We start from the raw sequence: 22807 nt of genomic DNA on the forward strand, positions 1-22807 counted from the left end.
GGACGAGCCGGTGGCGCTCAGCGCCCGCCGCGCCAAGGCCGCCGACGAGGACGAGGGGGAGAGCCGCCTGGCGCTCGTCGCCGGCGTCGCCAGCCACTGGGCCTACAGCCTTCGCTCGGCCGCCACGCGCGTGTCCGGGTCACTGCCCATCCTCGGCCGACGCGAGGACCCGTTCTCGCATCGCGACTGGGATGCCGACGTGCCGCTGATGCCGCCGGCGCCGCCCGCCCGCTTCCGCGACGGGGCGGCGGCTCCGGCCGCCCGGCGCGAGGTGCGCGTCGTGCAGCCGCCGCAGTTCGACGAGCCGGCGTTCGACGAGGAGCCGCACGCGCACGAGGACCGCGCCTGGGCCGAGGTGCCCTATGCGCCCGAGCCGGACGCTCCGGTGGCACCGCGCGCCGCCGCCGCTGCCGCCCCCGCGTCCGCGTCCGAACCCGCCGCGCGCGGCCGCCGCACGGTGGACACGAGCCGCGCCACCGTGCGCCATGGCCGCTCCGACTGGAACGGCTCCTACAAGATGACCAAGCGCCAGGCCGCCATCGAAGCCGCGGCCGCCGCCGGACATGCCGAGCCGACATTCGGGCCGGACGACGAGGGCGACGAGGATCTGTTCGAGACCGGTGCGCCGGAGGATCGCGGCGTGGTCGGCTACGACGACATCCATCGCCACGACGAGCCGGCCTTCGACCATGACGACGACGCGCCCTTCGAGACGGACGCGGGCGCGCCCTATCTCGGCGACGACGGACGCCTGTCCCTGGAAGAGCGCATCGCCATGGAGGACGAGGCGGACGGGCACTTCGTGGCCGACGAGCGTCCTTCCGCGCCCGAAGAGGGCGGCGGATGGCGCGACTTCATCGCCAACAACATCGTCGCCTTCCCCGGCCTGAAGCGGGCGCCGAAGCCGGAAGCGGAGCAGCCCCGCACCGCGCCCGCTCCGCGTGCGGCTCCCGCGGCCCCGGCCCCGGCGGCACCTGCGCCGCGAGGCCCGATGTTCGAGCGCCCCGCCCGCGTCGTGCCCCAGGCCGCGGCAGACGCCACCTCGCGCCAGTCCTCGCGCGCGCGCCTCGCCGAACTCGGCAACGCCGCACTCAACGCCGAGTTCGAGCTGCCCCCGATCGAGCTCCTGTCGCCGCCCAAACCCCGCAACCGCGACAACTCGCTGACGCCCGAGATCCTGCAGGAGAACGCGCGGCTTCTCGAAGGCGTCCTCGACGACTTCGGCGTGAAGGGCGAGATCATCGAGGTGCGGCCGGGTCCCGTCGTCACGCTCTATGAGCTGGAGCCCGCGCCCGGCATCAAGTCGAGCCGCGTGATCGGCCTTGCCGACGACATCGCCCGTTCGATGTCGGCGATCGCCGCGCGCGTCGCCGTGATCCCCGGCAAGAACGCGATCGGCATCGAACTGCCGAACGCCAAGCGCGAGACCGTGTACTTCCGCGAGATGATCCAGTCGGAGACGTTTGCGGGCGCCAAGGCGAAGCTTGCGCTGGCGCTCGGCAAGACGATCGGCGGCGAGGCGGTCATCGCCGATCTCGCCAAGATGCCGCATCTGCTGGTGGCCGGCACCACGGGCTCGGGCAAGTCGGTCTCGATCAACACCATGATCCTGTCGCTCCTCTACCGGATGAGCCCGGCCGAGTGCCGCATGATCATGATCGACCCGAAGATGCTGGAACTGTCGATCTACGACGGCATCCCGCACCTCCTCGCCCCCGTCGTCACCGACCCGAAAAAGGCGGTCGTCGCCCTCAAGTGGACGGTGAAGGAGATGGAGGACCGCTACCGCAAGATGTCGAAGGTCGGCGTTCGCAACATCGACGGCTTCAACACCCGCGTGTCCTCGGCCATCGAGCGCGGCGAGACGATCTCGCGCACGGTGCAGACGGGCTTCGACCGCGAGACCGGCGAGCCGATCTTCGAGTCGGAGGAGTTCGACCTCGCGCCGCTGCCCTACATCGTCGTCATCATCGACGAGATGGCCGACCTGATGATGGTGGCCGGCAAGGACATCGAGGGCACGGTCCAGCGCCTCGCCCAGATGGCGCGTGCCGCCGGCATCCACGTCATCATGGCGACGCAGCGCCCCTCGGTCGACGTGATCACCGGTACGATCAAGGCGAACTTCCCGACCCGCATCTCCTTCCAGGTGACGTCAAAAATCGACTCTCGCACGATCCTCCAAGAGCAGGGCGCCGAGCAACTGCTTGGCATGGGCGACATGCTGTTCATGGCCGGCGGCGGGCGCATCCAGCGCGTCCACGGCCCCTTCGTCGACGACGCCGAGGTCGAGGAGGTCGTGAAGCACCTGAAAGCCCAAGGCACGCCCGAATACCTCGACGCGATCCTCGAGGAAGAGGACGAGGACGGCGGCGCGGCGGCGGGCGGCTCGGGCGGCAGTTCGGGCGGCGAGGAGTCGGCCGACCTCTACGACCAGGCGGTGGCGGTGGTCCTGCGCGACGGCAAGGCGTCCACCTCCTACGTCCAGCGCCGGCTCCAGATCGGCTACAACCGTGCGGCTTCGATCATCGAGCGCATGGAGCGGGAAGGGATCGTCGGTGCCGCCAACCATGCCGGCAAGCGCGAGATCCTGGTGCCGACGGACAATGCGTGACCCGGTCGTCGGGCATCGCCAGTTCCGCGGGAGCTGACAGGCCCGCGCCGGTTTGAGGATCCAGGATGGGGCGGCGGTTTGCGCGAAGGCGTCCGCCGCCCCATCTTTTTTGAGCAGGCACCAGCGCCCCAATCCCGCCGGAGCCTTTCGCTAGAACCGGCATCGAAGGAACGGAACGGTCCGGTATCCCTTCTCCGGGCCGGGACCAGAACGAGACGAGGACATCCATGACCGCCAACCGCCGTGCCACGACCCGTCTTCGCACCCTTGTGGGTGCCGGCGCTCTGGCGCTCGGCCTCCTGGCCGGCTCAGCGCCCGCGAGCGCCCAAGGGGCCGCCGCCGCTCAGCGCGTCGCCGACCACTTTTCCGGCGTGAAGACGATGAAGGGCAATTTCGTCCAGTTCGACGCCGCCGGGAACCAGAGCGAAGGCACGTTCTTCATGGCGCGGCCGGGCAAGATCCGCTTCGACTATTCCGGCTCGCCGGTGCGGGTGATCGCCGACGGCGACCAGGTTGCCGTGAACAACCGCAAGCTCAACACCTGGGATCTCTATCCCCTGTCGAAGACGCCGCTGAAGCTGCTGCTCGACCGGCGCATCGACCTGTCGGGCGCCAACATCCAGAGCGTCAAGGAAGGGGCCGACCTCACGACGATCGTGATGGGCGACAAGTCGATCTTCGGCAATTCACGCATCACCATGATGTTCGATCCCTCGACCATGGACCTGCGGCAGTGGACCATCCGCGACGCGCAGGGCAAGGACACGACCGTGATGGTCTACAATGTCGAGGAGGGCGGTTCGGTGGACGACAAGCTCTTCAACATCCCCTACGCCAACATTCGCGGCGGCATGACGGGCAACCGCTGAAGGGAACGACGGGGCGCATGGCGGGGTTGATCTCCCGCCCGGCGGCGCATGGAGCGCCGCCCGCCGGAATGTCTCTCGATGCGCCCGATCCTGTTCCTCGCCTGCCTCGCGCCGCTGGCCCTCTCGGCCTGCACCACCATCACGCCGGCCGAACGGCGTGCGGCCGACGAGGCGCAATGCCGCGACTACGGCTTTCGCCCGCGCACCGACGCCTTCGCCGCATGCCTCCAGCGCATCGACCTCGACCGGGCCCAGGCCCGGCGCGACCGCCGGTATGGTGATCCCGTGTGGACCGGAGGCGTCGGGGTCGGCGTCGGCTACGGGCGGATCGGCTGGTAGCCTTCAGCCCATGAAGCCGAGCAGCGCCTTCAGCGTCTCCTCCGGCGCTTCCTCCACGAGAAAGTGGCCGCTTTCGATCGCATGGCCGGAAACGTCGTCGGCGTATTGGCGCCAGATCGCGACGGGGTCCCCGTGCTTGGCCGGCGTGCCCTTCGAGCCCCAGAGGGCGAGAAGCGGGGCGGAGATGCGTCGGCCTGCCGCGCGGTCCTCCTCGTCGTGCCGCCGGTCGATCGTCGCGCCCGCGCGGTAGTCCTCGCAGGCCCCGTGCACCGCATCGAGGCGCGAGAAGGAGCGGCGGTATTCGGCGAGCGCCTCCGAGGCGAACGGGGCGGTGGACTGGTTGGCTGTCCAACTCGCCAGCGTATGATCGAGATAGAACACCGGGTCCGCCCCGATCAGCCGCTCGGGCATCGGGTTGGGCTGGGCGAGGAACTGCCAGTGGTAGGACGACAGGGCGCCTGGGGCGTCCAGTCGCTCCCACATCTCCACGGTCGGAATGATGTCGAGAAGCGCGAGGCGCTCGACCGCGCCGGGATGGTCGAAGGCCAGCCGATAGGCGACGCGGCCGCCCCGGTCATGGCCGGCGAGGCGAAACCGCTCGAACCCGAGCGAGGCCATCACGCGCACCATGTCTGCGGCCATCACCCGCTTCGCATAGCCTTCGCCGCCCTTCGATTCGGGCGCGGACGATTGGCCGTAGCCGCGAAGGTCCGGCACCACGACGCGGAAGCGCTCGGCGAGGCGCGGCACGATGCCGGCCCACATGGCGCCGGTCTGCGGATAGCCGTGCAGAAGGAGCAGCGGCGGCCCATCACCCGCGATGCGGCAGAAGATCTCGGCGCCCTCGCCGGCGACGCTGCGCGTCTCGAAGCCTTGGAACATCACTGAACTCCTTCCGCGGCCCTCGCGCGCCCCGCCACAACGCGGGCGGCCCGCATGCGTTGCGCGCGCGAGGGATCGGCGGGGCGTTTCCTTCGCGTCCGCCAATGGTCTAGACAGGCGCCGACGATCCCGCCCGACGGACCTGCCCCATGCCCTTCACGCTCGCCACCTGGAACATCAACTCGGTGCGCCTGCGCCTGCCGATCGTGGAGGCGTTCCTGAAGGCGGAAGCGCCCGACGTCCTGTGCCTGCAGGAGACCAAGTGCCCGAACGAGCTCTTCCCGGAGGAGGCGTTCCGCGCGCTCGGCTACGATCACGTCGCGCTCCATGGACAGAAGGGCTATCACGGCGTCGCCACGATCTCGCGCCTGCCCTTTTCCGACCTCGTGCGCCAGGACTTCTGCACGATGGGCGACGCGCGCCACCTGTCGGTGCGCCTGGCGGTCGGCGAACGCCAGATCCGCGTCCACAATCTCTATGTGCCGGCGGGCGGCGACGAGCCCGACCCGGCCGTGAACCCGAAGTTCCGCCACAAGCTCGACTTCCTGGAGGAGATGCGCCTGATGCGGGCCGACGCCGAGCCCGGCGTCTCGGCGATCCTCGTCGGCGACCTCAACATCGCGCCGTTCGAGGACGACGTCTGGTCGCACAAGCAGCTCCTGAAGATCGTCTCGCACACGCCGGTCGAGACCGACGGCATGAAGCGCGTGATCGCCGAAGGCAACTGGACCGACCTCGTGCGCCAGCACTTCCCCCTTCCGCAGAAGCTCTACACGTGGTGGAGCTACCGCGCGAAGGACTGGGACGGGGCCGACAAGGGGCGCCGGCTCGACCATATCTGGAGTTCCGGCGACCTCGGCCCCCACCTGACCGGCGCCCGTGTCCTGCGCGAGGCACGCGGCTGGGAGCGGCCGTCCGACCACGTGCCGGTGATGGTGACGCTCGCCATCTGACCCGTGCGCGGTGCGGCCTCGTTCGAGGCCGGGCGGTGCCTCATGCCACCGCTGCGGGGGAGCCGGGCGCCGGCGCGCCGACGGGGTCCGCAAAGGGTTCTAAGTGCCGTTGGGATGGTCGGTTCCCGGCGGATGGCGTTCGCCCAAACGCGGCCTTGCCCGATCCACGGCCTCCGCCGACAAAAAAATATCGAGCGCCGGAGTGGCTGGAGGTAGCTAAGCGTTTCGCCGAGGTCTTTACTGGTGCCTGCAGAGAGCGGGGAACACGCTCCTGCCGCAGACACGGCCGGGAGGAGACGGCATGCATCCAGACCTGGAACTCGTCCAGATCCGGCAGGGAGAGTCGTTCAAGGCCTGGACCCACGGCTATCCCTTCCACACGGTCCGCTGGCACTTTCATCCCGAATACGAGATCCACCACATCGTCGAGACGCGCGGCAACTATTTCGTCGGCGACTTCATCGGCGAATTCGAGCCCGGCAACCTGGTGCTCACCGGGCCCAACCTGCCGCACAACTGGGTGAGCGAGATCGCGCCGGACGCCGTCGTCCCGCTGCGTTGCCGGATCGTCCAGTTCTCGGAAGACTTCGTGGAGGAGACGACGCGCGCCCTGCCGGAGTTCGCCGCGTCCGCCGCCCTCCTGCGCCTCAGCCGCCGCGGCGTCCTGTTCCCGCCGGCCACGGCGGAACGCGCGGGACCGCTCATGGCCGAAATGGTGGAGGCCGCGGGCTTCCGGCGCCTGTCCCTGTTCATGGCGCTGATGGATGTCCTGATCGCCGCCGAGGATGCCCGTCCGCTGACCAGCGCCGACTACCTGCCCGATCCGTCGGGCTTCATGAGCGGGGGCATCAACGAGGCCCTGGCCTTCATCAATCGGCATCTGACCGAAGAGTTCAGCGAGGGGGATCTTGCCGCCATCTCGGGCCGCAGTCCCTCGACCTTCAGCCGTGCCTTCCGGCGCCACACCGGAATGACGCTCGTGCAGTACGTCAACCGGCTGCGCATCAACCTCGCCTGCCAGTTGCTGACTAGCGACCCCTGTCGCTCCATCACCGACATCTGCTTCGCCGCCGGCTACAACAACGTGTCCAACTTCAACCGGCAGTTCCAGCTGCAGAAGGCGATGACGCCGACGCGGTTCCGCAACCTGTCGCAGCGCAACCAGAGACTGTCCTACGCCGCTTGAGGCGGCGCGGGACCGATGCATTCGGCGCACGGGCGTTCGGCAAGCGCCCCGTCGCCGCACTGGGCCCTTCGCGCGTGCCCCGAACGCCGAGATCGATAGAAGAACGAGACCCAAGGGAGACAGACGACCATGACCAACATGAGCCTGCGCAACGGCGGCCTCGCCGTCCTCGCCCTCGGCCTTCTGGCCGGCACCGCCTCGGCCCAGACGACTGATGCCACCGTCGCCTTCCTGATGCCCGACCAGGGCTCGACGCGCTACGAGGAGCGCGACTTCCCCGGCTTCCGCGACGAGATGAAGAAGCTCTGCGCCGACTGCACGGTGGTCTACCAGAACGCCAACGGCGACGCGGCGCTGCAGCAGCAGCAGTTCAACTCGGTGATCGCGCAAGGGGCCACCGTGGTCGTGCTCGACCCCGTGGATTCCAGCGCCGCCGCCTCGCTGGTGCAGCAGGCGCAGTCCCAGGACGTGAAGGTCATCGCCTACGACCGCCCGATCCCGGCAACCCCGGCCGACTACTACGTGTCCTTCGACAACAAGGCGATCGGCCAGGCCATCGCCCAGTCGCTGGTCGACCATCTGAAGGCGACGGGCGTGCCGGACGGTGCGGGCGTCCTCCAGATCAACGGCTCGCCCACCGACGCCGCCGCCGGCCTCATCCGCGACGGCATCGACGCGGCGCTCGACGCCTCGGTCTACAAGACGCTCGCCGAGTTCGACACGCCGGAATGGGCGCCGCCGGAGGCGCAGCAGTGGACGAGCGGCCAGATCACCCGCTACGGCGCCGACATCAAGGGCGTCGTCGCCGCCAACGACGGCACCGGCGGCGGTGCCATCGCGGCGTTCAAGGCGGCCGGCGTCGACCCGGTGCCGCCGGTCACCGGCAACGACGCGACCACGGCCGCGCTGCAGCTCATCATCGCCGGCGACCAGTACAACACCATCTCCAAGCCCTCCGAGATCGTGGCCGCGGCCGCCGCCAACATCGCCTTCCAGTTCATCTCCGGCAAGACGCCGGAGGCCAAGACGACGCTCTACAACACCCCGTCCGAACTCTTCGTGCCGCTCGTCATCACGAAAGAGAACATCAAGGCCGAGATCTTCGACAAGAACATCACGCCCGCCGCGACGGTCTGCACCGGCGACTATGCGAGCGCCTGCAAGGAGCTCGGCATCCAGTAAGGCCTCCCATCCGAACTGCCGGCCGCCCCGCCCGTCGGGGTGGCCGGTCCCCGTTCCATCCAGAAGGGAGGCCCGGCTCATGGCCGATATCGCCGACCGCGCCGCGCCCGCCCGTTCGGGCAGCGTCGAGCCGGTCATCTCGCTGCGCAACGTGTCCAAGAACTTCGGCGCCGTCTCGGCGCTCACCGACATCGAGCTCGACGTCCATCCCGGCGAAGTGGTCGCCCTCGTCGGCGACAACGGCGCGGGAAAGTCGACGCTGGTCAAGGTGCTCGCCGGCGTCCACCAGCCCTCGTCGGGTACGATCCGCTTCGCTGGAAAGGACGTCGCGCTGTCGAGCCCGTCGGCCGCCCTGGATCTGGGCATCGCGACCGTGTTCCAGGATCTCGCCCTTTGCGAGAACCTCGACGTCGTCGCCAACATCTATCTCGGGCGCGAGGCGAATCCCTGGAAGCTCGACGAGGTGGCGATGGAGGTCCGCGCCTGGACGCTCCTCAACGAACTCGCGGCGCGCATCCCTTCCGTGCGCGAGCCGGTCGCCTCGCTGTCCGGCGGCCAGCGGCAGACGGTCGCGATCGCCCGCTCGCTGCTTCTCGAGCCCAAGCTCATCATGCTGGACGAGCCGACGGCGGCGCTCGGCGTCGCCCAGACGGCCGAAGTGCTCAACCTCATCGAGCGCGTGCGCGACCGCGGCCTCGGCGTCATCGTCATCTCGCACAACATGGACGACGTGCGCGCCGTGGCGGACCGCATCGTGGTCCTGCGCCTCGGGCGCAACAACGGCGTCTTCACGCCGGCCGATTCCCATCATGACCTGATCTCGGCCATCACCGGCGCCGCCGACAATTCCGTATCGCGCCGCGCCGAGCGGCTGTCCGGTACCGAGGGAGGCCGTCCATGAGCGCGAACCCCAACTCCGTCGCCGGCCAGGCGCTCGACCGGGCCGATGCACGCGTGCGCCAGGACGAGGGTCTCGGCGGGGCGCTGCGCGCCTTCGGCGACCGCGTGCGGTCCGGCGATCTCGGCATGATCCCCGTGGCGGTCGGCCTCGTTCTCATCGCCGTGGTCTTCACCTCGCTCAACCCGGTGTTCCTGCGCCCGGGCAACGTGTCGAACCTTCTCTACGACTGCGCCACCACCGGCATCATCTCGCTCGGCATCGTCTGCGTCCTGCTGCTCGGCGAGATCGACCTGTCGGTCGGCTCGATGTCGGGCCTCGCCTCCGCGATCCTCGGCGTCCTGTGGATCAACAACGGCTGGCCGCTGATCGGCGCGGTCGTGGTGGCGCTCGGCTTCGGCGCGCTCGTCGGCGCGCTCTACGCCACGCTCTACAACCGGGTCGGCATGCCGTCCTTCGTCGCGACGCTGGCGGGCCTTCTCGCGCTCCTCGGGCTCCAGCTCTATCTCCTCGGCACGTCGGGCTCGATCAATCTACCCTTCAGCCTCGCCTTCGTGCGCTTCGGCCAGAACGCCTACATGCCGAACTGGCTGTCCGTGCTCCTGGCGCTGGCGCCCGGCGCGGCGGTCCTGTGGAGCGGCCTCCGGGCGCGGGCACGCCGAAGGACGGCGGGCCTCACCGGCGCAGCCCTCAGCGTCGTCGTCGCCAAGGCGCTCGCCCTCACGCTCGGGCTTCTCGCCGTCGTCCTTTATCTCGCGCAGGGGCGTGGGGTTCCGTGGATGTTCGGGATGTTCGTCGCGATGGTTGTAGCCATGGACTACGCGATCACCCGCACCAAGTGGGGGCGTTCGATGATGGCCGTCGGCGGCAACCGCGAGGCGGCCCGTCGCGCGGGCATCAACGTGCGCCGCATCTACATGAGCGCCTTCGTGCTCTGCTCGACGCTGGCGGCGCTCGGCGGCCTCCTGTCGGCGGCGCGCCTCGGCTCGGCCTCGCAGCAGGCCGGCACCGGCGACGTCAACCTCAACGCCATCGCGGCGGCCGTGATCGGCGGCACCTCGCTCTTTGGCGGTCGCGGCTCGGCCTATTCGGCGCTGCTCGGCATCATCGTGATCCAGGCGATCTCGAACGGGCTGACGCTCCTCAACCTCTCGTCCAGCCTTCGCTACATGATCCTTGGCGGCGTCCTGGCGCTGGCGGTCATCGTGGATTCGCTCGCCCGCCGCTCGCGCGCCTCGCACGGCCGCGGCTGACGTGCTCCCGGCCCCGCCGTTCATGCGGCGGGGCCGGTGCCCCCAAACACCGTCCATTCGGGAATCTCGTCCATGAACTTCGATCTTTCCGGCAAGGTCGCCGCCGTCACGGGCGGCGCGTCCGGCATCGGCTACGAGTGCGCGCGCACCTTTCTTCGGGCGGGCGCCGAGGTCGTCCTCGTCGACCACGCCGCCGACCGGCTGAAACAGGCCTGCGACGAGCTGGGCGCCGGCGCCCACCCGTTGCGCATCGACCTGACGGACGGCGCCAGCGTCGCCACGATGATGCCGCAGATCCTCGAGAAGGCCGGGCGGCTAGACATCTTCCACGCCAATGCCGGCGCCTATGTCGGCGGCGAGGTGATCGAGGGCGACCCGGACCGCTGGGACCGGATGCTGAACCTCAACATCAACGCCGCCTTCCGCTCGATCCATGCCGTTCTGCCGCACATGGCCGAGCGTGGCTCGGGCGACGTCGTGGTGACGAGCTCCGTCGCCGGTCTCGTGCCGGTGGTCTGGGAGCCGGTCTACACGGCCTCGAAGTTCGCCATCCAGGCCTTCGTCCATACGCTGCGTCGCCAGGTCATCAAGCATGGCATCCGCGTCGGAGCGGTCGCGCCCGGCCCGGTGATCACGCCGCTGATCGACGACTGGCCGGCCGCCAAGCTGGAAGAGGCGCGTGCCTCGAAAAGCCTGATGGAAGCCAAGGAGGTTGCGGACGCCGTGCTCTTCATGGTCACACGTCCGCCGGGGGTCGTGATCCGCGACCTCGTGATCCTGCCGCACGGCGTCGACCTCTGAAGCTTCCGGGACCTTACGATCATGACTGCGAACGATCTCTTCCTCGGTGTCGACGTCGGCACCGGCAGCGCGCGCGCGGGCCTCTTCGACGCGGCCGGCCGGCTGGTGGCCACCGCCAAGCGCCCGATCCGGATGTGGCGCGAGCCCGGCGAGATCGTCGAGCAGTCCTCCGCCGACATCTGGCGCGCAGTCTGCGAGAGCGTGCGCGAAGCGCTGGCGGCGGCGGGCGGCGATCCCGCCCGCGTGCGCGGTCTCGGGTTCGATGCCACCTGCTCGCTCGTCGCGGTCGGCCCCGGCGGCGGACCGCTCGCCGTCGGCCCGTCGAACGACGCGCAGCGCGACATCGTGGTCTGGATGGACCACCGCGCGATCGCTGAGGCCGAGCGCATCAACGCCACCGGGCACCCGGTGCTTCAGTATGTGGGCGGGCGCATCTCACCCGAGATGGAGACGCCGAAGCTTCTCTGGCTGAAGGAGAACAAGCCGGACACGTTCGCGGCGGCCGAGCACTTCTTCGATCTCGCCGACTACCTGTCCTGGCGCGCCACGGGCTCCACCGCGCGCTCCGTGTGCACGATCACCTGCAAGTGGACCTATCTCGCCCACGAAGGCCGCTGGGACGAGGACTATTTCCGCACGATCGGCCTGTCCGAGTTCGCCGACGAAGGCTTCGCCCGGATCGGACGCGAGGTGCTCGATATCGGCGAGCCCGTGGGCGCGGGGCTGACCGCCGAGGCCGCCGCCGATCTCGGGCTCGTTGCCGGAACGCCGGTCGGCGCGGCGCTGATCGACGCCCATGCCGGCGGCGTCGGCACGGTGTCGGGCGTCGGGCGCGACCTCGCGCTCATCATGGGAACCTCCGCCTGCGCCATGGCCGTGACGGCCGATGCGACCTTCGTCGAAGGCGTCTGGGGCCCTTATTTCGGCGCCATGCTGCCGGGCGCCTGGCTTCTGGAGGGCGGGCAATCCGGCTATGGCGCAGCGCTCGACCATCTCGTCGGCTCGCATCCGGGCTTCGTGGCGGCGCAGGACGCGGCGACCCGCGAGGGACGCGGCGTCCTCGATCATCTCGAAGCGCGGGCCGTGGCGCTCGGCGGTTCGCTCGAGGCGGCGGCGCGGCTCGCTGCCGCCATCCACGTCGTGCCCGATCATCTCGGCAACCGCTCGCCCCATGCCGACCCGCACGCCACCGGCACGGTGAGCGGGCTGACGCTGGCCGCCGACGAGGACGCCATCGTGCGCCTCTTCGTCGCCGGCCTATGCGGCCTCTCATACGGCACGCGCGACATCGTGGAGGCGATGCGCGGCAAGGGCGTGGCCCTCGAGCGGATCGTGGTGTCGGGTGGCGCCTCGCGATCGCCGCTCCTGCGCCGGATCCTCGCCGAAGCCACGGGGACGGCGGTGGTGCTGCCGGAAACGCCTGAGCCGGTTCTCCTCGGCAGCGCCATGCTCGGCGCCGTGGCGAGCGGCGCGGTGCCGGACTTGGCGAGCGCCGCCTCGCGCATGTGCCGCGCCGGCGAGACGGTGGAGCCCGCGGGCGGCGAGACCGCCCGCTTCCATGCCGCCAAGTTCGAAGCCTACCGCGCCCTGCAGGCGGCCGAACGCCGGACGCGCGCGGCGATGGCCGGGGCCTGAAGCGCCCCCAAAGGGCAAGCGGTCGTCGCGGCAGCGGCCTTGAGGGGCGCGCGCCCTTCAGCCCCGCCGACCGGCGTCCTCGTCGCTCGCAGGGGCAGGCGTGTCCGTATCCTCGTCGTAGTCGAAGACGTCGGACAGGGCGAGGATGCGGGACGTCATGTCCTGGAGCTCGGCCGAGATGCGCCGGTGAAGCGTCGCCGCGATGTCGGGATATTCCTGCAGCATGCGGCGGAACAATGGGCGCGAGATGCGGATGAAATCGCAGTCGGTGGCGGTCACCGCCGTCACCGGCCGGCGCGTGTCGGCCATCAGCGCCATCTCGCCGAGCAGCGTCCCGGCGCCGGTGGTGTCCACGATCCGCCGGGCGTCGCCTTCGCCCTCGATCAGGTTGACCTCGCCCTCCGCCACGATGAATCCGGCGTCGGCGCGCGCCTCGGCGCGGAACAGGATCTCGCCGGCGCGCAGATGGCGGTGTTCGGCGCCGAAGGCCAGAAGCCGCAGCTGGTCGCGCGTCAGGTCCTGAAACAGGGAGACGCCGCCGAGAAGCTCCATGTCGCTTTCCAGGCTCATGCCGACCGATACACCCCGTGCGCCCCATGCTTCAGGCGCATTGCCCGACGGCCCAGCGTATCCGCTTCGCCTCAAAATGCGCCAGGGCGCGCCCGTGCTCGCGCCCGTTTCGGACATCGCAGGAAAAGGCCGCCGCGTGAAGCCCAAAGACGGGCGAACCGGCCGGCGGAAGGCCGCTTCGCGCGCCATGCGTTCCCTGCCGGCCACAGAACCCGGGATTACGCCGTCACGGCATCAGCTTGTAGCCGCCCGATTCCGTCACGATCAGCCGGGCATTGGACGGCTCGGGCTCGATCTTCTGGCGCAGGCGATAGACGTGGGTTTCGAGCGTATGGGTGGTGACGCCCGAATTGTAGCCCCATACCTCCTCCAGCAACACGTCGCGCGTCACCACGCGCCGGTCGGCCCGGTAGAGGTAGCGGATGATCGCGGTTTCCTTCTCCGTCAGACGAATCTTCCCACCCTTGTCGTCGAGCAGCACCTTCTGGCTCGGCTTGAAGACATAGGGGCCGACCTGGAACGTCGCGTCCTCGGACTGCTCGTGCTGGCGAAGCTGGGCGCGGATGCGCGCCAGCAGCACCGCGAAGCGGAAGGGCTTGGCGACGTAGTCGTTGGCACCCGACTCGAGCCCCAGAATGGTGTCGGCGTCGCCGTCCTGCGCGGTGAGGATGATGACGGGGGCCTTGAAGCCGCCCTTGCGCAGCGCCTTCACCGCCTCGCGTCCGTCCATGTCCGGCAGGCCGACGTCCATGATCACGAGGTCGATCAGGTTGGCGCGCGCCGTCTGGATGCCCTTGGTGGCGTTCGCCTCCTGCAGCACCTGGAACTCCTCGTGCAGGGCGAGCTGTTCCACGAGCGTCGTGCGAAGGTCGTCGTCGTCATCGACAATGAGAATGCTACGTACGCTCATTCAAGGTTCCCGGTTCAGGATGCGAGGGTCAGGGCGACGATCTGCGCCCGGCTCTGTAACAATTTGTGAGCGGCATGCGACTTTTTCCACCCCCTCGACCGGGGAAAGCCCGATCGGGCCCTCATCTTATCGTGCGCGCCTCGCCGCTCGATGGGCGGCGAGGCATTCTGGCGGCGGGATCGCTTCGCATTCCCTGCGCGCTCGGTCGCTCGGGGATCACCAGCGGCAAGCGCGAGGGCGACGGGGCGACGCCGCTCGCCGCGATGCCGGTTCTGGCGGCCTATCTGCGCGGCGGGCAGGGCGGGCCACCCGTCCGACTGCCCGGTCTGCCCGTCCACCGTGCGCGAGCCGACGACGGCTGGTGCGACGCGCCGGCCCATCCTGCCTACAACAGTCCGGTACGCCTGCCGCTCGACGCCAGCACCGAGAGCATGCAGCGCGCGGACGCCCTCTACGACGTGGTGGTGGTGCTCGACTGGAACATCCGCACACGGGTGCGCGGGCTGGGCAGCGCGATCTTTCTCCATGTCGCGCGGGCCGGCTACCTGCCGACGGAAGGGTGTGTCGCCGTTTCCCGCCGCGACATGGATCGGCTGTCGGCGTTTCTTCGCCCCGGTGCCCGCCTCGTGGTGCGGCGTTAGGATTCACCGGGACAGGGGAACCCGGGGGGCGGCTCGCGCGTCCATACCGTTGGTGCACCCCATCGTTCCGACGCAAGGCATGCCGTCATGAAGCGCAGCGAGATCCAGTCCGAACCCACGGTCGAACCCTATGACGAGCCGACGGGCGGCTGGGGCTCGGTCAAGTCGCTCGCCACCAAGAGCCTTGCGGAAGGGCTCGCCGTCTCCACGATCTGGAACACGCTCTACAAGCAGAACAAGCCGGACGGCTTCGCCTGCGTCTCGTGTTCCTGGGCCAAGCCCGCCGACCACCACGCTTTCGAGTTCTGCGAGAACGGCGCCAAGGCGACGATCTGGGAGCAGACCAAGCGGCGCACGAACCGCGACTTCTTCGCCCGGCACAAGGTGTCGGAGCTTCTCGACTGGCCGGACCACGACCTCGAGAAGAACGGCCGGTTGACCAGCCCGATGCGCTACGACGCCTCGCTTGACCAGTATGTGCCCGTGTCCTGGGAGAGCGCGTTCGCCGAGATCGGGCGGGAACTGCAGGCGCTCGACCCGAAGTCGGTGATCTTCTACGCGTCCGGCCGCGCCTCGCTCGAGACGAGCTACATGTACCAGCTCTTCGCCCGGGTCTACGGCTCGCAGAACCTGCCCGACAGCTCCAACATGTGCCACGAATCGACCTCGGTCGGCCTTCCGCTCTCGATCGGCTCGCCGGTCGGCACGGTGGTCTACGAGGACTTCGAGCATTGCGACATGATGCTCTTCTTCGGCCACAACACGGGCACCAACGCGCCGCGCCTCCTGCATCCGCTGCAGGAGGCGCGCAAGCGCGGCGTTCCCGTCTTCACCTTCAATCCGGTGGAGGAGCGGGGGCTGATGCGCTTCAAGAACCCGCAGTCGCCCGCCGAGATGCTCTCGCCCGGCGAGGGCACCAAGATGTCGAGCGAGTATTTCCAGCTGAAGTGCGGCGGCGACATCGCGGCGATCACCGGCATCGCCAAGACCGTGTTCCAGCTCGACGACGAGGCGCAGGCGAAGGGCGCCGCGCGCGTTCTGGACGTCGCCTTCATCGCCGAGCACTGCCACGGCTTCGCCGACTTCGAGCGCTTCGTTCGGGAATCGACGTGGGAGGAGATCGAGCGGTGCTCGGGTCTCGGCCGGGCCGAGCTCGAGGAGGTCGGGCGCACCTATGCCCGCTCGAACGCCGTGATGGCGCATTACGGCATGGGCCTGACGCAGCACCGGCACGGCGTCGCCAACGTGCAGATGGTGGTGAACCTCCTTCTCATGCGCGGCAACATCGGCAAGCGCGGCGCCGGAATCTCGCCCATCCGCGGCCATTCCAACGTGCAGGGGCAGCGCACGGTCGGCATCACGGAGAAGCCCGAACTCGCCCCGCTCGACAAGTTCAAGGAATTCTACGGGTTCGAGCCGCCGCGCGAGAAGGGCAAGGCCACGGTGGAAGCCTGCGAGGGCATTCTCGACGGCTCGGTGAAGGCCTTCATCGGTCTCGGCGGCAACTTCTCGCGCGCCGTGCCGGAGACGGCGGCGATCGAGAAGGCGTGGCGCAACCTCCGGCTCCACGTCCAGATCTCGACCAAGCTGAACCGCAACCACCTCCTGCCGGGGGCGGTCACCTATATCCTGCCCTGCCTCGGGCGTATCGAGCGCGACCGGCAGGCCACCGGCGACCAGGTCGTCTCGATCGAGGATTCCACCGCCTGCATCCACGGCTCGAAGGGGTGGCGCCCGCCGGCAAGCCCCGAGCTTCTGTCGGAGCCGAAGATCGTGGCGGAACTCGCCAAGGCGACGGTGCCCGGCCGCTCCACCATTCCGTGGGATGCGTGGGTCGGCAACTATGCCCTGGTGCGCGACGAGATCGAGCGGGCCTACCCGCAGTATTTCAAGGACTTCAACAAGCGCTTCATGCAGCCCGGCGGTTTCCACCGGGACCTGCCGGCCTGCCGGCGCGAGTGGAAGACGGAAAACGGCAAGGCGAACTTCCACGTGCCGGAGGACGGGTTCGACACCAACCCCGACATCGACACGCGCGGCCCCGACGTCTTCACGCTGATGACGCTGCGCTCGAACGACCAGTTCAACACCACGATCTACGGCTACGACGATCGCCTGCGCGGCATCTCGGGATCGCGCATGGTGCTCCTCATGAACCGGGACGACATGGCGCGCCTCGGGCTGGAGGACCAGGATTTCGTGGATGTCGAGACCCATGCCGACGACGGCGTGGAGCGGCGCGTCGAGGGCCTGCGCGTCCACGCCTTCAAGCTGCCGAAGGGCGACGTCGGGGGCTATTATCCCGAGTTAAACCGCCTGATCCCGCTCTGGCACCATGCCAAGGACAGCCATGTGCCGGCGGCCAAATCGGTGCCGATCCGCGTGACGAAGGCGCAGGTCTCGGCGGTCGCGGCGGAGTGACCGGCTAGTCGCGCCAGGGCAGGGCGCCCGGCGCGCCGCGCCCGAGCCGATCGGCGAGGAGCGCGAGCAGACCGACCAGGAGCGTGGCGAGGACGGCGAGCGCGGCCGCCTCGCCGGAATTGCCTTCGTACTGCAGCGAGAACACGCTGACGCCGACCGTCTGCGTGCCGGCCGACCAGAGAAGCGCGGACACGGTGAGTTCGTTGAAGGCGGTGAGCGCGGCCAGCAGCATGCCGGCCGCCGTCGCCTTCAACCCGAGCGGCAGGGCGAGAAACGCGAGGCGGCGCGAGAGCCGCACGCCCGACACCCGCGCCGCATCGTCCAGCGCCGGATCGAGGCTTGCGAAGGATGCGTTGACCGGCGCCGTCACCAGCGGCAGGAACCGGGCGACATAGGCCAGAGCCAAGATCCAGGGCGTCGCGTAGAGCGACACGCCGAGAAGGGGCAGCGGCGGCAGGAACACCAGGATGAAGGCAAGGGCGAGCACCGTGCCCGGCACCACGAAGGGCGCGTCGGCAAGGATGTTCGCCGCGCGTGCCGTCCGGCTGCGGCGCACGGCCCCGAGATAGGCGAGGGGAACCGCGAGGCACCCGGCCGCGAGCGCCATGCCGAGAGACAGCGCGACGGAGTTGAACAGCGCGCGGCGCACGGCGGCGCTCGCAAGAACGCTGCGGAACTGTTCCAGCGTCGCGGTGTCCGGCGTCAGCGCGACGCCCAGCGCCGGCGTCAGGGCGCCGGCGACCAGCGCCAGCATGGGCAGAACGGCGAGGACCGTGACGCTCGCCCAGACCAGCGCGTCCGCCCACGGGCGCGGTCGGCGCTCGAAGAGCGTAGGTGCGCGGCCTCTCGTGCGCTCCACCGGCACCGCCAGCGCGCGCAGAAGCAGCGTGCGAAGGGCGAGGGCTCCCAGCGCCAGCACGACGAGGATCAGTCCGATCACCGCCACCTGCGGCAGAACGGCCGGGCCGAAGCCGTTGAGCCGCTGGTAGGCGAGGGTGGTGAGCGTCGAGAAGCGGCCGGGAATGCCGAGAAGCGCCGGAATGCCGAAATTGCCGACGGATGCGGCGAAGGCGAGCGCGGCGCTGCCGGCGATCGCCGGCAGGAGAAGCGGCAGGACGATGCGCCCGAGGATGCGCGGTCGCCGGACGCCCGCGATGCGTGCCGCCTCGACGAGATCGGCGGGCACGAGCGCGAGGCCCGCCCGCACGGCGAGGAACACAAGCGGCATCGCCTCGATGCCGAGCAGAAGCGCGACGCCGGGACCCGAATACAGGACGCGGCCCGAGCCGGGCAGGGCAAGGCCCGCCAGCTCGATCCAGGCGAGCGCCATGATCTGCGAGGGAACGAGGAGGGGCGACAGCAGGAGGAAGGTCGCGAGCGCCCGGCCTCGCACGTGGAGAAGGTCGAGAAGGAGGGCGAGCCCGGTGCCGATCGCGACCGCGATCGCCGTCGCGCCGGCGGATGCCGCCAGCGTGTTCCAGAAGGCGCGCTGGATCGCACGTGAGCCCCAGGCTTCCCAGAGGTTGCCGAGCGCCGACCCATCCTCGCCGGGGCCGAAGGCCAGCGACAGGAGACGCAGGAGCGGCCACGTGCCGACGAGGCAGACGACGAGGAGAAGCGCGCCGGCGAGAAGGGTTTCCGGACGGGGGATCCACGCGGCCGGGGACGGCCGCGTGGAGGATCGTGTGCGCGGCCGCGCTACCGTCTCAGCCACCGAAGAGGTCGGAAAACTGCATCTTGAGGTCGGCCTCGTCCTTCACCAGCGCCGCCGAGTCCGTCGGCAGCACGGTCAGCGTCTTCGGATCGGGGTAGCCGGCGGGCGGAGCCATGCCCTCGATCACCGGGAAATAGCCCTGCGCGACCGACTGCTCCTGCGCCGCCTTGCCGAGCTGCCAGTCGACGAAGGCCTTGGCGGCACCTTCGTTGTCGGTGCCCTTCAGGATCGCGACCGGCTGGGTGATGGTCGAGACGCCCTCCGTCGGGAATACGAAGGCGAGCGGCGAGCCCTTGGCCTTGGCGTTCATCGCCATGTAGTCGACGATCATGCCGTAGCTCTTCTCGCCGCGGGCCACCGCCTCCAGCACCGTGCCGTTGCCCTGGCCGGCGACGGCGCCGCCGTCCGCCAGCGCCTTGTAGTAGTCCCAGCCGAAGGCGGGGTCCTGCGTCATCGTGCCGACGTGCACCACGGCGGCGCCGGAATAGAGCGGGCTCGGCATGATCAGCTGCGAGGCGGCGTCGGCGGCCTTTAGGTCGTTCCACGAGGTCGGCGCGGTCTTCACCTTGTCGGTGTTGTAGACGATGCCGGTGGTGAGCAGCTTGGTGCCGAAATAGGTGCGGTCGGCATCGACGAGATTGGCGGGAATGTTCTCCACCGGCGCGTCGGCGTAGGGCAGGAGGCGGTCGGCGTCCTTCAGCTGCGTCATGGCGATCGTGTCGGCGATCAGCACCACGTCGGCGGGCGAGCCGCCGGCCGCGAACTCGGCCTGGAGCTTGGCCATCAGCTCGGTCGTGCCGGCGCGGAAGATCTCGACGGTGACCGCGGGATAGTCCTTGCGGAAGGCTTCCACCACGGCCGTCATCTGGTCGTTCGGCTGCGAGGTGTAGAGCGTGATCGCGCCGGACGCGTCCGCGGCAAGGGCCGAGCCCGAGAGGAGGAGGCCGGCGGCGAGGCCGGCGAGGCGGGAGACGAGGCGGCGCGACATCGGGCGATCCTTCATGATCAGGGAGAGTGGGCTCCCGCTAGCGCCCGAACATGACAGGCGCGTGAAACCGTTCCGAAGGCTCACGGCGAGCGCGCGATGACCCAGCCATCGGTCACGCGAACGCCGACCGGCGCGCCGGGACCGAGGGGCACGGGCCCCCCCACCTCGACATCGACCATGGAAGCGTCGCCAAGACCGACGTCGTGAAGGTAGGCGCCGCCTTCGAAACGGGAACCGTGCACGGTGCCGGGGAGCACGTCCCCGTCGGATGCGGCACCGGCGACCGTCAGGCCCTGGCGCCGGACGCAGAGCCAGCCGGGGCCGGGCGGCGCGTCGCCGGGCGCGAGGAGACGCCTGGACCCCCAGGACAGGCGCAGTCGATCGCCTTCGCGGCCGAGCACGTCCACCGGCAGGAGGCGGCCATCCCCGATGAAGCGCGCCACGGCCGGCGAGGCGGGCCGGCGCCAGAGGTCTTCGGGCGCGGCGCATTGCTGAAGGCGGCCGGCGTCGAGCACCGCGATCGTGGTGGCGAGCGCCAGCGCCTCGGCCTGGTCGTGGGTGACGAATACGAAGGTGGTGCGCGTCTCGGCATGGAGGCGGCGGAACTCGGCGGCGAGCCCGGCGCGCAGGGCCGGATCGAGATTGGCGAGCGGCTCGTCGAGAAGCAGGAGCTTCGGCCGCAGGGCGAGACTGCGGGCAAGGGCCACGCGCTGACGCTGGCCGCCGGACAGCTGGTGCGGGCGCGCTTCGGCGCGAGACCGGAGGCCGACCAGCGAGAGGGCCTCATCGGTGCGCCGGGCGATGTCGGCGGCGGCAAGTCCTTTGCCGTGAAGGGCGAAGGACACGTTGCCCGCGACGCTCATGTGCGGCCAGAGCGCATAGGACTGGAACACCATGCCGAGGCCGCGCTCCTCCGGCTCCACGAAGGTGCCGGGGCCGGCCACCACGCGATCGCCGATCGCGATGGTCCCGCCGTCGGGCCGCTCCAGGCCTGCGAGGAGCCGCAGCACGGTGGTCTTGCCGCACCCCGAGGGGCCGAGGAGAGCCAGGAAGGCGCCGTCCGCGACCTCGAGCGACAGGGCGTCCACCGCCCGCGTGCCGTTGAACGTCTTGTTCAAGCCCTCCAGCCGAAATCCCACCATGTCGCCGTCCCGTCCTATGAAGCGGCGGATTTAGAGAGCCGACGTGACGGTTGCGTGACGATCTGCCCCGCGGAACGCCTCGCGGAAGCGCTGCAGGGCGCGCTCGTCGTCACCCTCCGGCCAGGCTTCGAGGCCGACGACCCCGCGATAGCCCATGGCCTGCAGCGCCCGGGCGATGGCGGGGTAGGCGATCTCGCCGGTGCCGGGTTCATGGCGGCCGGGAACGTCGGCAACCTGGATCTCGCCGATCAGCGGCAGCGCCCGGCGGCAAAGCTCGATCAGGTTCCCCTCGCCGATCTGCGCATGGTAGAGGTCGAGGTTGAGACGCAGGGTCGGGCGGTCCACCGCCTCCACCAGCGCGATCGTATCAGCAGCCTTGGCGAACGGCACCCCGGGATGGTCCACGGCCTCGTTGAGGTTTTCGAGGACGAAGGTCACGCCCTGCCGCTCGCCGAGGTCGGCGATGCGCTTGAGCGTGTCCACCGCCTTGATCCACATCGGCCCGGTCACCGTCGCGGCCGGGACGACGGCCTGGCCCTGCCCGTCGAGACCGGTGCCATGGAGATTGAGGCGCGGGCAGCCGATCTCCTTGGCGATCGGGATCGACTGCGCGGCCGTGCGCAGGAGTTCGTCCGCGCCCTCGTCGTCGGCAAGGCGTCCGGTGACATAGCCGGTCATGGAGGAAAAGCTGGCGCCCGACGCGGCCAGCGCCCTGATGTCGTGGCGCGTCCAGTCCCAGATCTCGACGAGAAAGCCGCCTTGCGTCAGACGCGCGATCCGCTCGGACATGGGCAGGCCGGCGAAAAGCATCTCGGCGCAAGCGGCGAGCTGGAACGGCGATTCGGGCGTCTGGCTCATGGATGTCCTCCCCCAAGGTCCCACGAGCTTTAGGCGAGCTGCGTGGCGGCGTCGAGACGTCGGATCAGGCCCCCGGCCTCCAGCGCCAGACGGTGGTGGGCTTGACGTCGGCGTCCTCCAGCGCGCGGGTCACCGGCACCTCGTAGGTCGCGAGCCGCTCGACGCGAGCGGTGGGCAGGTAGGCGCGGCCGGGATCGCCGACGACGACCTCGATGCCGCCCGCCGCCAGTTCGTCGAACCAGGGCGCGAGGCGGGCGGCGAAGCCCTTGTCGTAGAAGACGTCGCCCGCCAGGAGGACGTCCGCATCGAGCGCCGCGCCGATCCGGTCCTCGCTCACGACCTCGAAGGCGACGCCGTTCTCGGCGGCGTTGAGCGTGGCGGCTTCGCGCGCGAACGGGTCGATGTCGAGCGCCGTGACGCAGGCCGCGCCTGCCTTGGCCGCGGCGATGGCGACGAGACCGGAGCCGGAGGCGAGGTCCACCACGCGCCGGCCGGCGACGAGGGCGGGATGATCGAGGACATGCCGGGCCAGTCCTTGGCCGCCCGCCCACGCGAAGGCCCAGAACGGCGGAGGCAGGCCGATCGCCTCCAGCTCCTCCTCGGTCTTCAGCCAAAGCTCGTGCGCTTCGTGGGCGAGACGCAGGACGATATCGGGCACGTGCGGCGGGCGCAGCGGCGCGGTGTTGGCGAGGACGAATGCGCGGCGGCGCTGGCGCTCGCTCATGCTTTCGCTTCACGCAAACGGGAACCGAAGCGCATGCGACCGGTTGAAGCAGGAGACCAATTCAAAGGACCAACGACGATGCTCAAGGGTGGCCTTCTCTGGCTGATCGGCATTCCGATCCCGATCATTCTTCTCCTCTGGGTCTTCGGCTTCCTGCATTAAGAAAGCCCCTCTGCGGCGGAACAAGGCTGATCCGAAATCAAGAAAGGCCGCGCTGGCGAGGCGCG

Annotated in this window: 21 protein-coding genes; 13 read left to right on the forward strand and 8 right to left on the reverse strand. The window is 69.8% G+C overall.

Annotated features, from left to right (window positions below):
- The first annotated feature begins 208 nt into the window (after positions 1–208).
- From AUL34_RS22835 to AUL34_RS11615, 3 genes are all read left to right on the forward strand, one after another.
- The gene (locus AUL34_RS22835; protein ID WP_244492540.1) at positions 209–2614 is read left to right on the forward strand and encodes a DNA translocase FtsK; all 2406 of its coding nucleotides are present in this window, start codon (positions 209–211) and stop codon (positions 2612–2614) included.
- Positions 2615–2841: 227 nt separating this feature from the next.
- A complete protein-coding gene (locus AUL34_RS11610) occupies positions 2842–3483 on the forward strand; it encodes an outer-membrane lipoprotein carrier protein LolA (protein ID WP_061933935.1) in 642 nt (213 codons plus the stop codon).
- A 78-nt stretch (positions 3484–3561) separates the two neighbouring features.
- Positions 3562–3822, forward strand: a complete 261-nt coding sequence (locus tag AUL34_RS11615) for a hypothetical protein (RefSeq protein WP_156420896.1) — start codon at positions 3562–3564, stop codon at positions 3820–3822.
- Between the two features lie 3 nt (positions 3823–3825).
- Here AUL34_RS11615 and AUL34_RS11620 read toward each other — a convergent pair whose 3' ends face one another.
- The gene (locus AUL34_RS11620; RefSeq protein WP_061933939.1) at positions 3826–4704 is read right to left on the reverse strand and encodes an alpha/beta fold hydrolase; all 879 of its coding nucleotides are present in this window, start codon (positions 4702–4704) and stop codon (positions 3826–3828) included.
- A 149-nt stretch (positions 4705–4853) separates the two neighbouring features.
- On the opposite strand from AUL34_RS11620, the gene AUL34_RS11625 reads away from it, so the two are divergent.
- The 7 genes from AUL34_RS11625 to AUL34_RS11655 all read left to right on the forward strand — a co-directional run bounded on the left by AUL34_RS11625 (position 4854) and on the right by AUL34_RS11655 (position 12612).
- Positions 4854–5657: an exodeoxyribonuclease III gene (locus AUL34_RS11625; protein ID WP_061933941.1), complete on the forward strand. Its 804-nt coding sequence runs from the start codon at positions 4854–4856 to the stop codon at positions 5655–5657.
- A 301-nt stretch (positions 5658–5958) separates the two neighbouring features.
- Positions 5959–6843, forward strand: coding sequence for an AraC family transcriptional regulator (locus AUL34_RS11630; RefSeq protein WP_061933943.1), 885 nt, complete (start codon positions 5959–5961; stop codon positions 6841–6843).
- Positions 6844–6972: 129 nt separating this feature from the next.
- Positions 6973–8025, forward strand: coding sequence for a sugar ABC transporter substrate-binding protein (locus AUL34_RS11635; protein ID WP_082653321.1), 1053 nt, complete (start codon positions 6973–6975; stop codon positions 8023–8025).
- Positions 8026–8104: 79 nt separating this feature from the next.
- Positions 8105–8926 (forward strand): ATP-binding cassette domain-containing protein, encoded by an 822-nt coding sequence (locus AUL34_RS11640; RefSeq protein ID WP_061933945.1) that lies wholly within the window; start codon positions 8105–8107, stop codon positions 8924–8926.
- A complete protein-coding gene (locus AUL34_RS11645) occupies positions 8923–10176 on the forward strand; it encodes a sugar ABC transporter permease (protein WP_061933947.1) in 1254 nt (417 codons plus the stop codon). Before AUL34_RS11640 ends, AUL34_RS11645 begins: the two co-directional genes overlap by 4 nt.
- A 72-nt stretch (positions 10177–10248) precedes the next feature.
- Positions 10249–10977, forward strand: a complete 729-nt coding sequence (locus AUL34_RS11650; RefSeq protein WP_061933948.1) for an SDR family oxidoreductase — start codon at positions 10249–10251, stop codon at positions 10975–10977.
- A gap of 21 nt (positions 10978–10998) precedes the next feature.
- Positions 10999–12612 (forward strand): FGGY-family carbohydrate kinase, encoded by a 1614-nt coding sequence (locus AUL34_RS11655; RefSeq protein WP_061933952.1) that lies wholly within the window; start codon positions 10999–11001, stop codon positions 12610–12612.
- 57 nt (positions 12613–12669) lie between these two features.
- Here AUL34_RS11655 and AUL34_RS11660 read toward each other — a convergent pair whose 3' ends face one another.
- Complete coding sequence (locus AUL34_RS11660; protein WP_061933954.1) at positions 12670–13182, reverse strand: cyclic nucleotide-binding domain-containing protein; 513 nt, start codon at positions 13180–13182, stop codon at positions 12670–12672.
- Positions 13183–13408: 226 nt separating this feature from the next.
- Entirely contained in the window at positions 13409–14092 is a 684-nt protein-coding gene (locus tag AUL34_RS11665) for a response regulator transcription factor (RefSeq protein ID WP_061933961.1), read from the reverse strand.
- Positions 14093–14166: 74 nt separating this feature from the next.
- Here AUL34_RS11665 and AUL34_RS11670 point away from each other — a divergent pair, with 74 nt between their 5' ends.
- Complete coding sequence (locus tag AUL34_RS11670) at positions 14167–14733, forward strand: L,D-transpeptidase family protein (RefSeq protein ID WP_061933963.1); 567 nt, start codon at positions 14167–14169, stop codon at positions 14731–14733.
- Positions 14734–14820: 87 nt separating this feature from the next.
- Positions 14821–17154 (forward strand): FdhF/YdeP family oxidoreductase, encoded by a 2334-nt coding sequence (locus tag AUL34_RS11675; protein ID WP_061933965.1) that lies wholly within the window; start codon positions 14821–14823, stop codon positions 17152–17154.
- Between the two features lie 4 nt (positions 17155–17158).
- Here the strand turns inward: AUL34_RS11675 and AUL34_RS11680 are convergent, their stop codons facing one another.
- The 5 genes from AUL34_RS11680 to AUL34_RS11700 all read right to left on the reverse strand — a co-directional run bounded on the left by AUL34_RS11680 (position 17159) and on the right by AUL34_RS11700 (position 22580).
- Positions 17159–18868: an iron ABC transporter permease gene (locus AUL34_RS11680; protein WP_061933967.1), complete on the reverse strand. Its 1710-nt coding sequence runs from the start codon at positions 18866–18868 to the stop codon at positions 17159–17161.
- Positions 18861–19856, reverse strand: coding sequence for an ABC transporter substrate-binding protein (locus AUL34_RS11685; protein ID WP_061933991.1), 996 nt, complete (start codon positions 19854–19856; stop codon positions 18861–18863). Before AUL34_RS11685 ends, AUL34_RS11680 begins: the two co-directional genes overlap by 8 nt.
- Before the next feature lie 80 nt (positions 19857–19936).
- Complete coding sequence (locus tag AUL34_RS11690; protein WP_061933968.1) at positions 19937–20998, reverse strand: ABC transporter ATP-binding protein; 1062 nt, start codon at positions 20996–20998, stop codon at positions 19937–19939.
- A gap of 30 nt (positions 20999–21028) precedes the next feature.
- Positions 21029–21856 (reverse strand): TIM barrel protein, encoded by an 828-nt coding sequence (locus AUL34_RS11695; protein ID WP_061933971.1) that lies wholly within the window; start codon positions 21854–21856, stop codon positions 21029–21031.
- 64 nt (positions 21857–21920) lie between these two features.
- The gene (locus AUL34_RS11700) at positions 21921–22580 is read right to left on the reverse strand and encodes a methyltransferase (RefSeq protein ID WP_061933973.1); all 660 of its coding nucleotides are present in this window, start codon (positions 22578–22580) and stop codon (positions 21921–21923) included.
- A gap of 33 nt (positions 22581–22613) precedes the next feature.
- On the opposite strand from AUL34_RS11700, the gene AUL34_RS23015 reads away from it, so the two are divergent.
- Entirely contained in the window at positions 22614–22742 is a 129-nt protein-coding gene (locus AUL34_RS23015) for a hypothetical protein (RefSeq protein WP_274532655.1), read from the forward strand.
- The last annotated feature ends 65 nt before the right edge of the window (positions 22743–22807 follow it).

It is taken from the genome of Aureimonas sp. AU22 (assembly GCF_001463745.1).
In the GTDB taxonomy this organism is placed as follows: Bacteria; Pseudomonadota; Alphaproteobacteria; order Rhizobiales; family Rhizobiaceae; genus Aureimonas.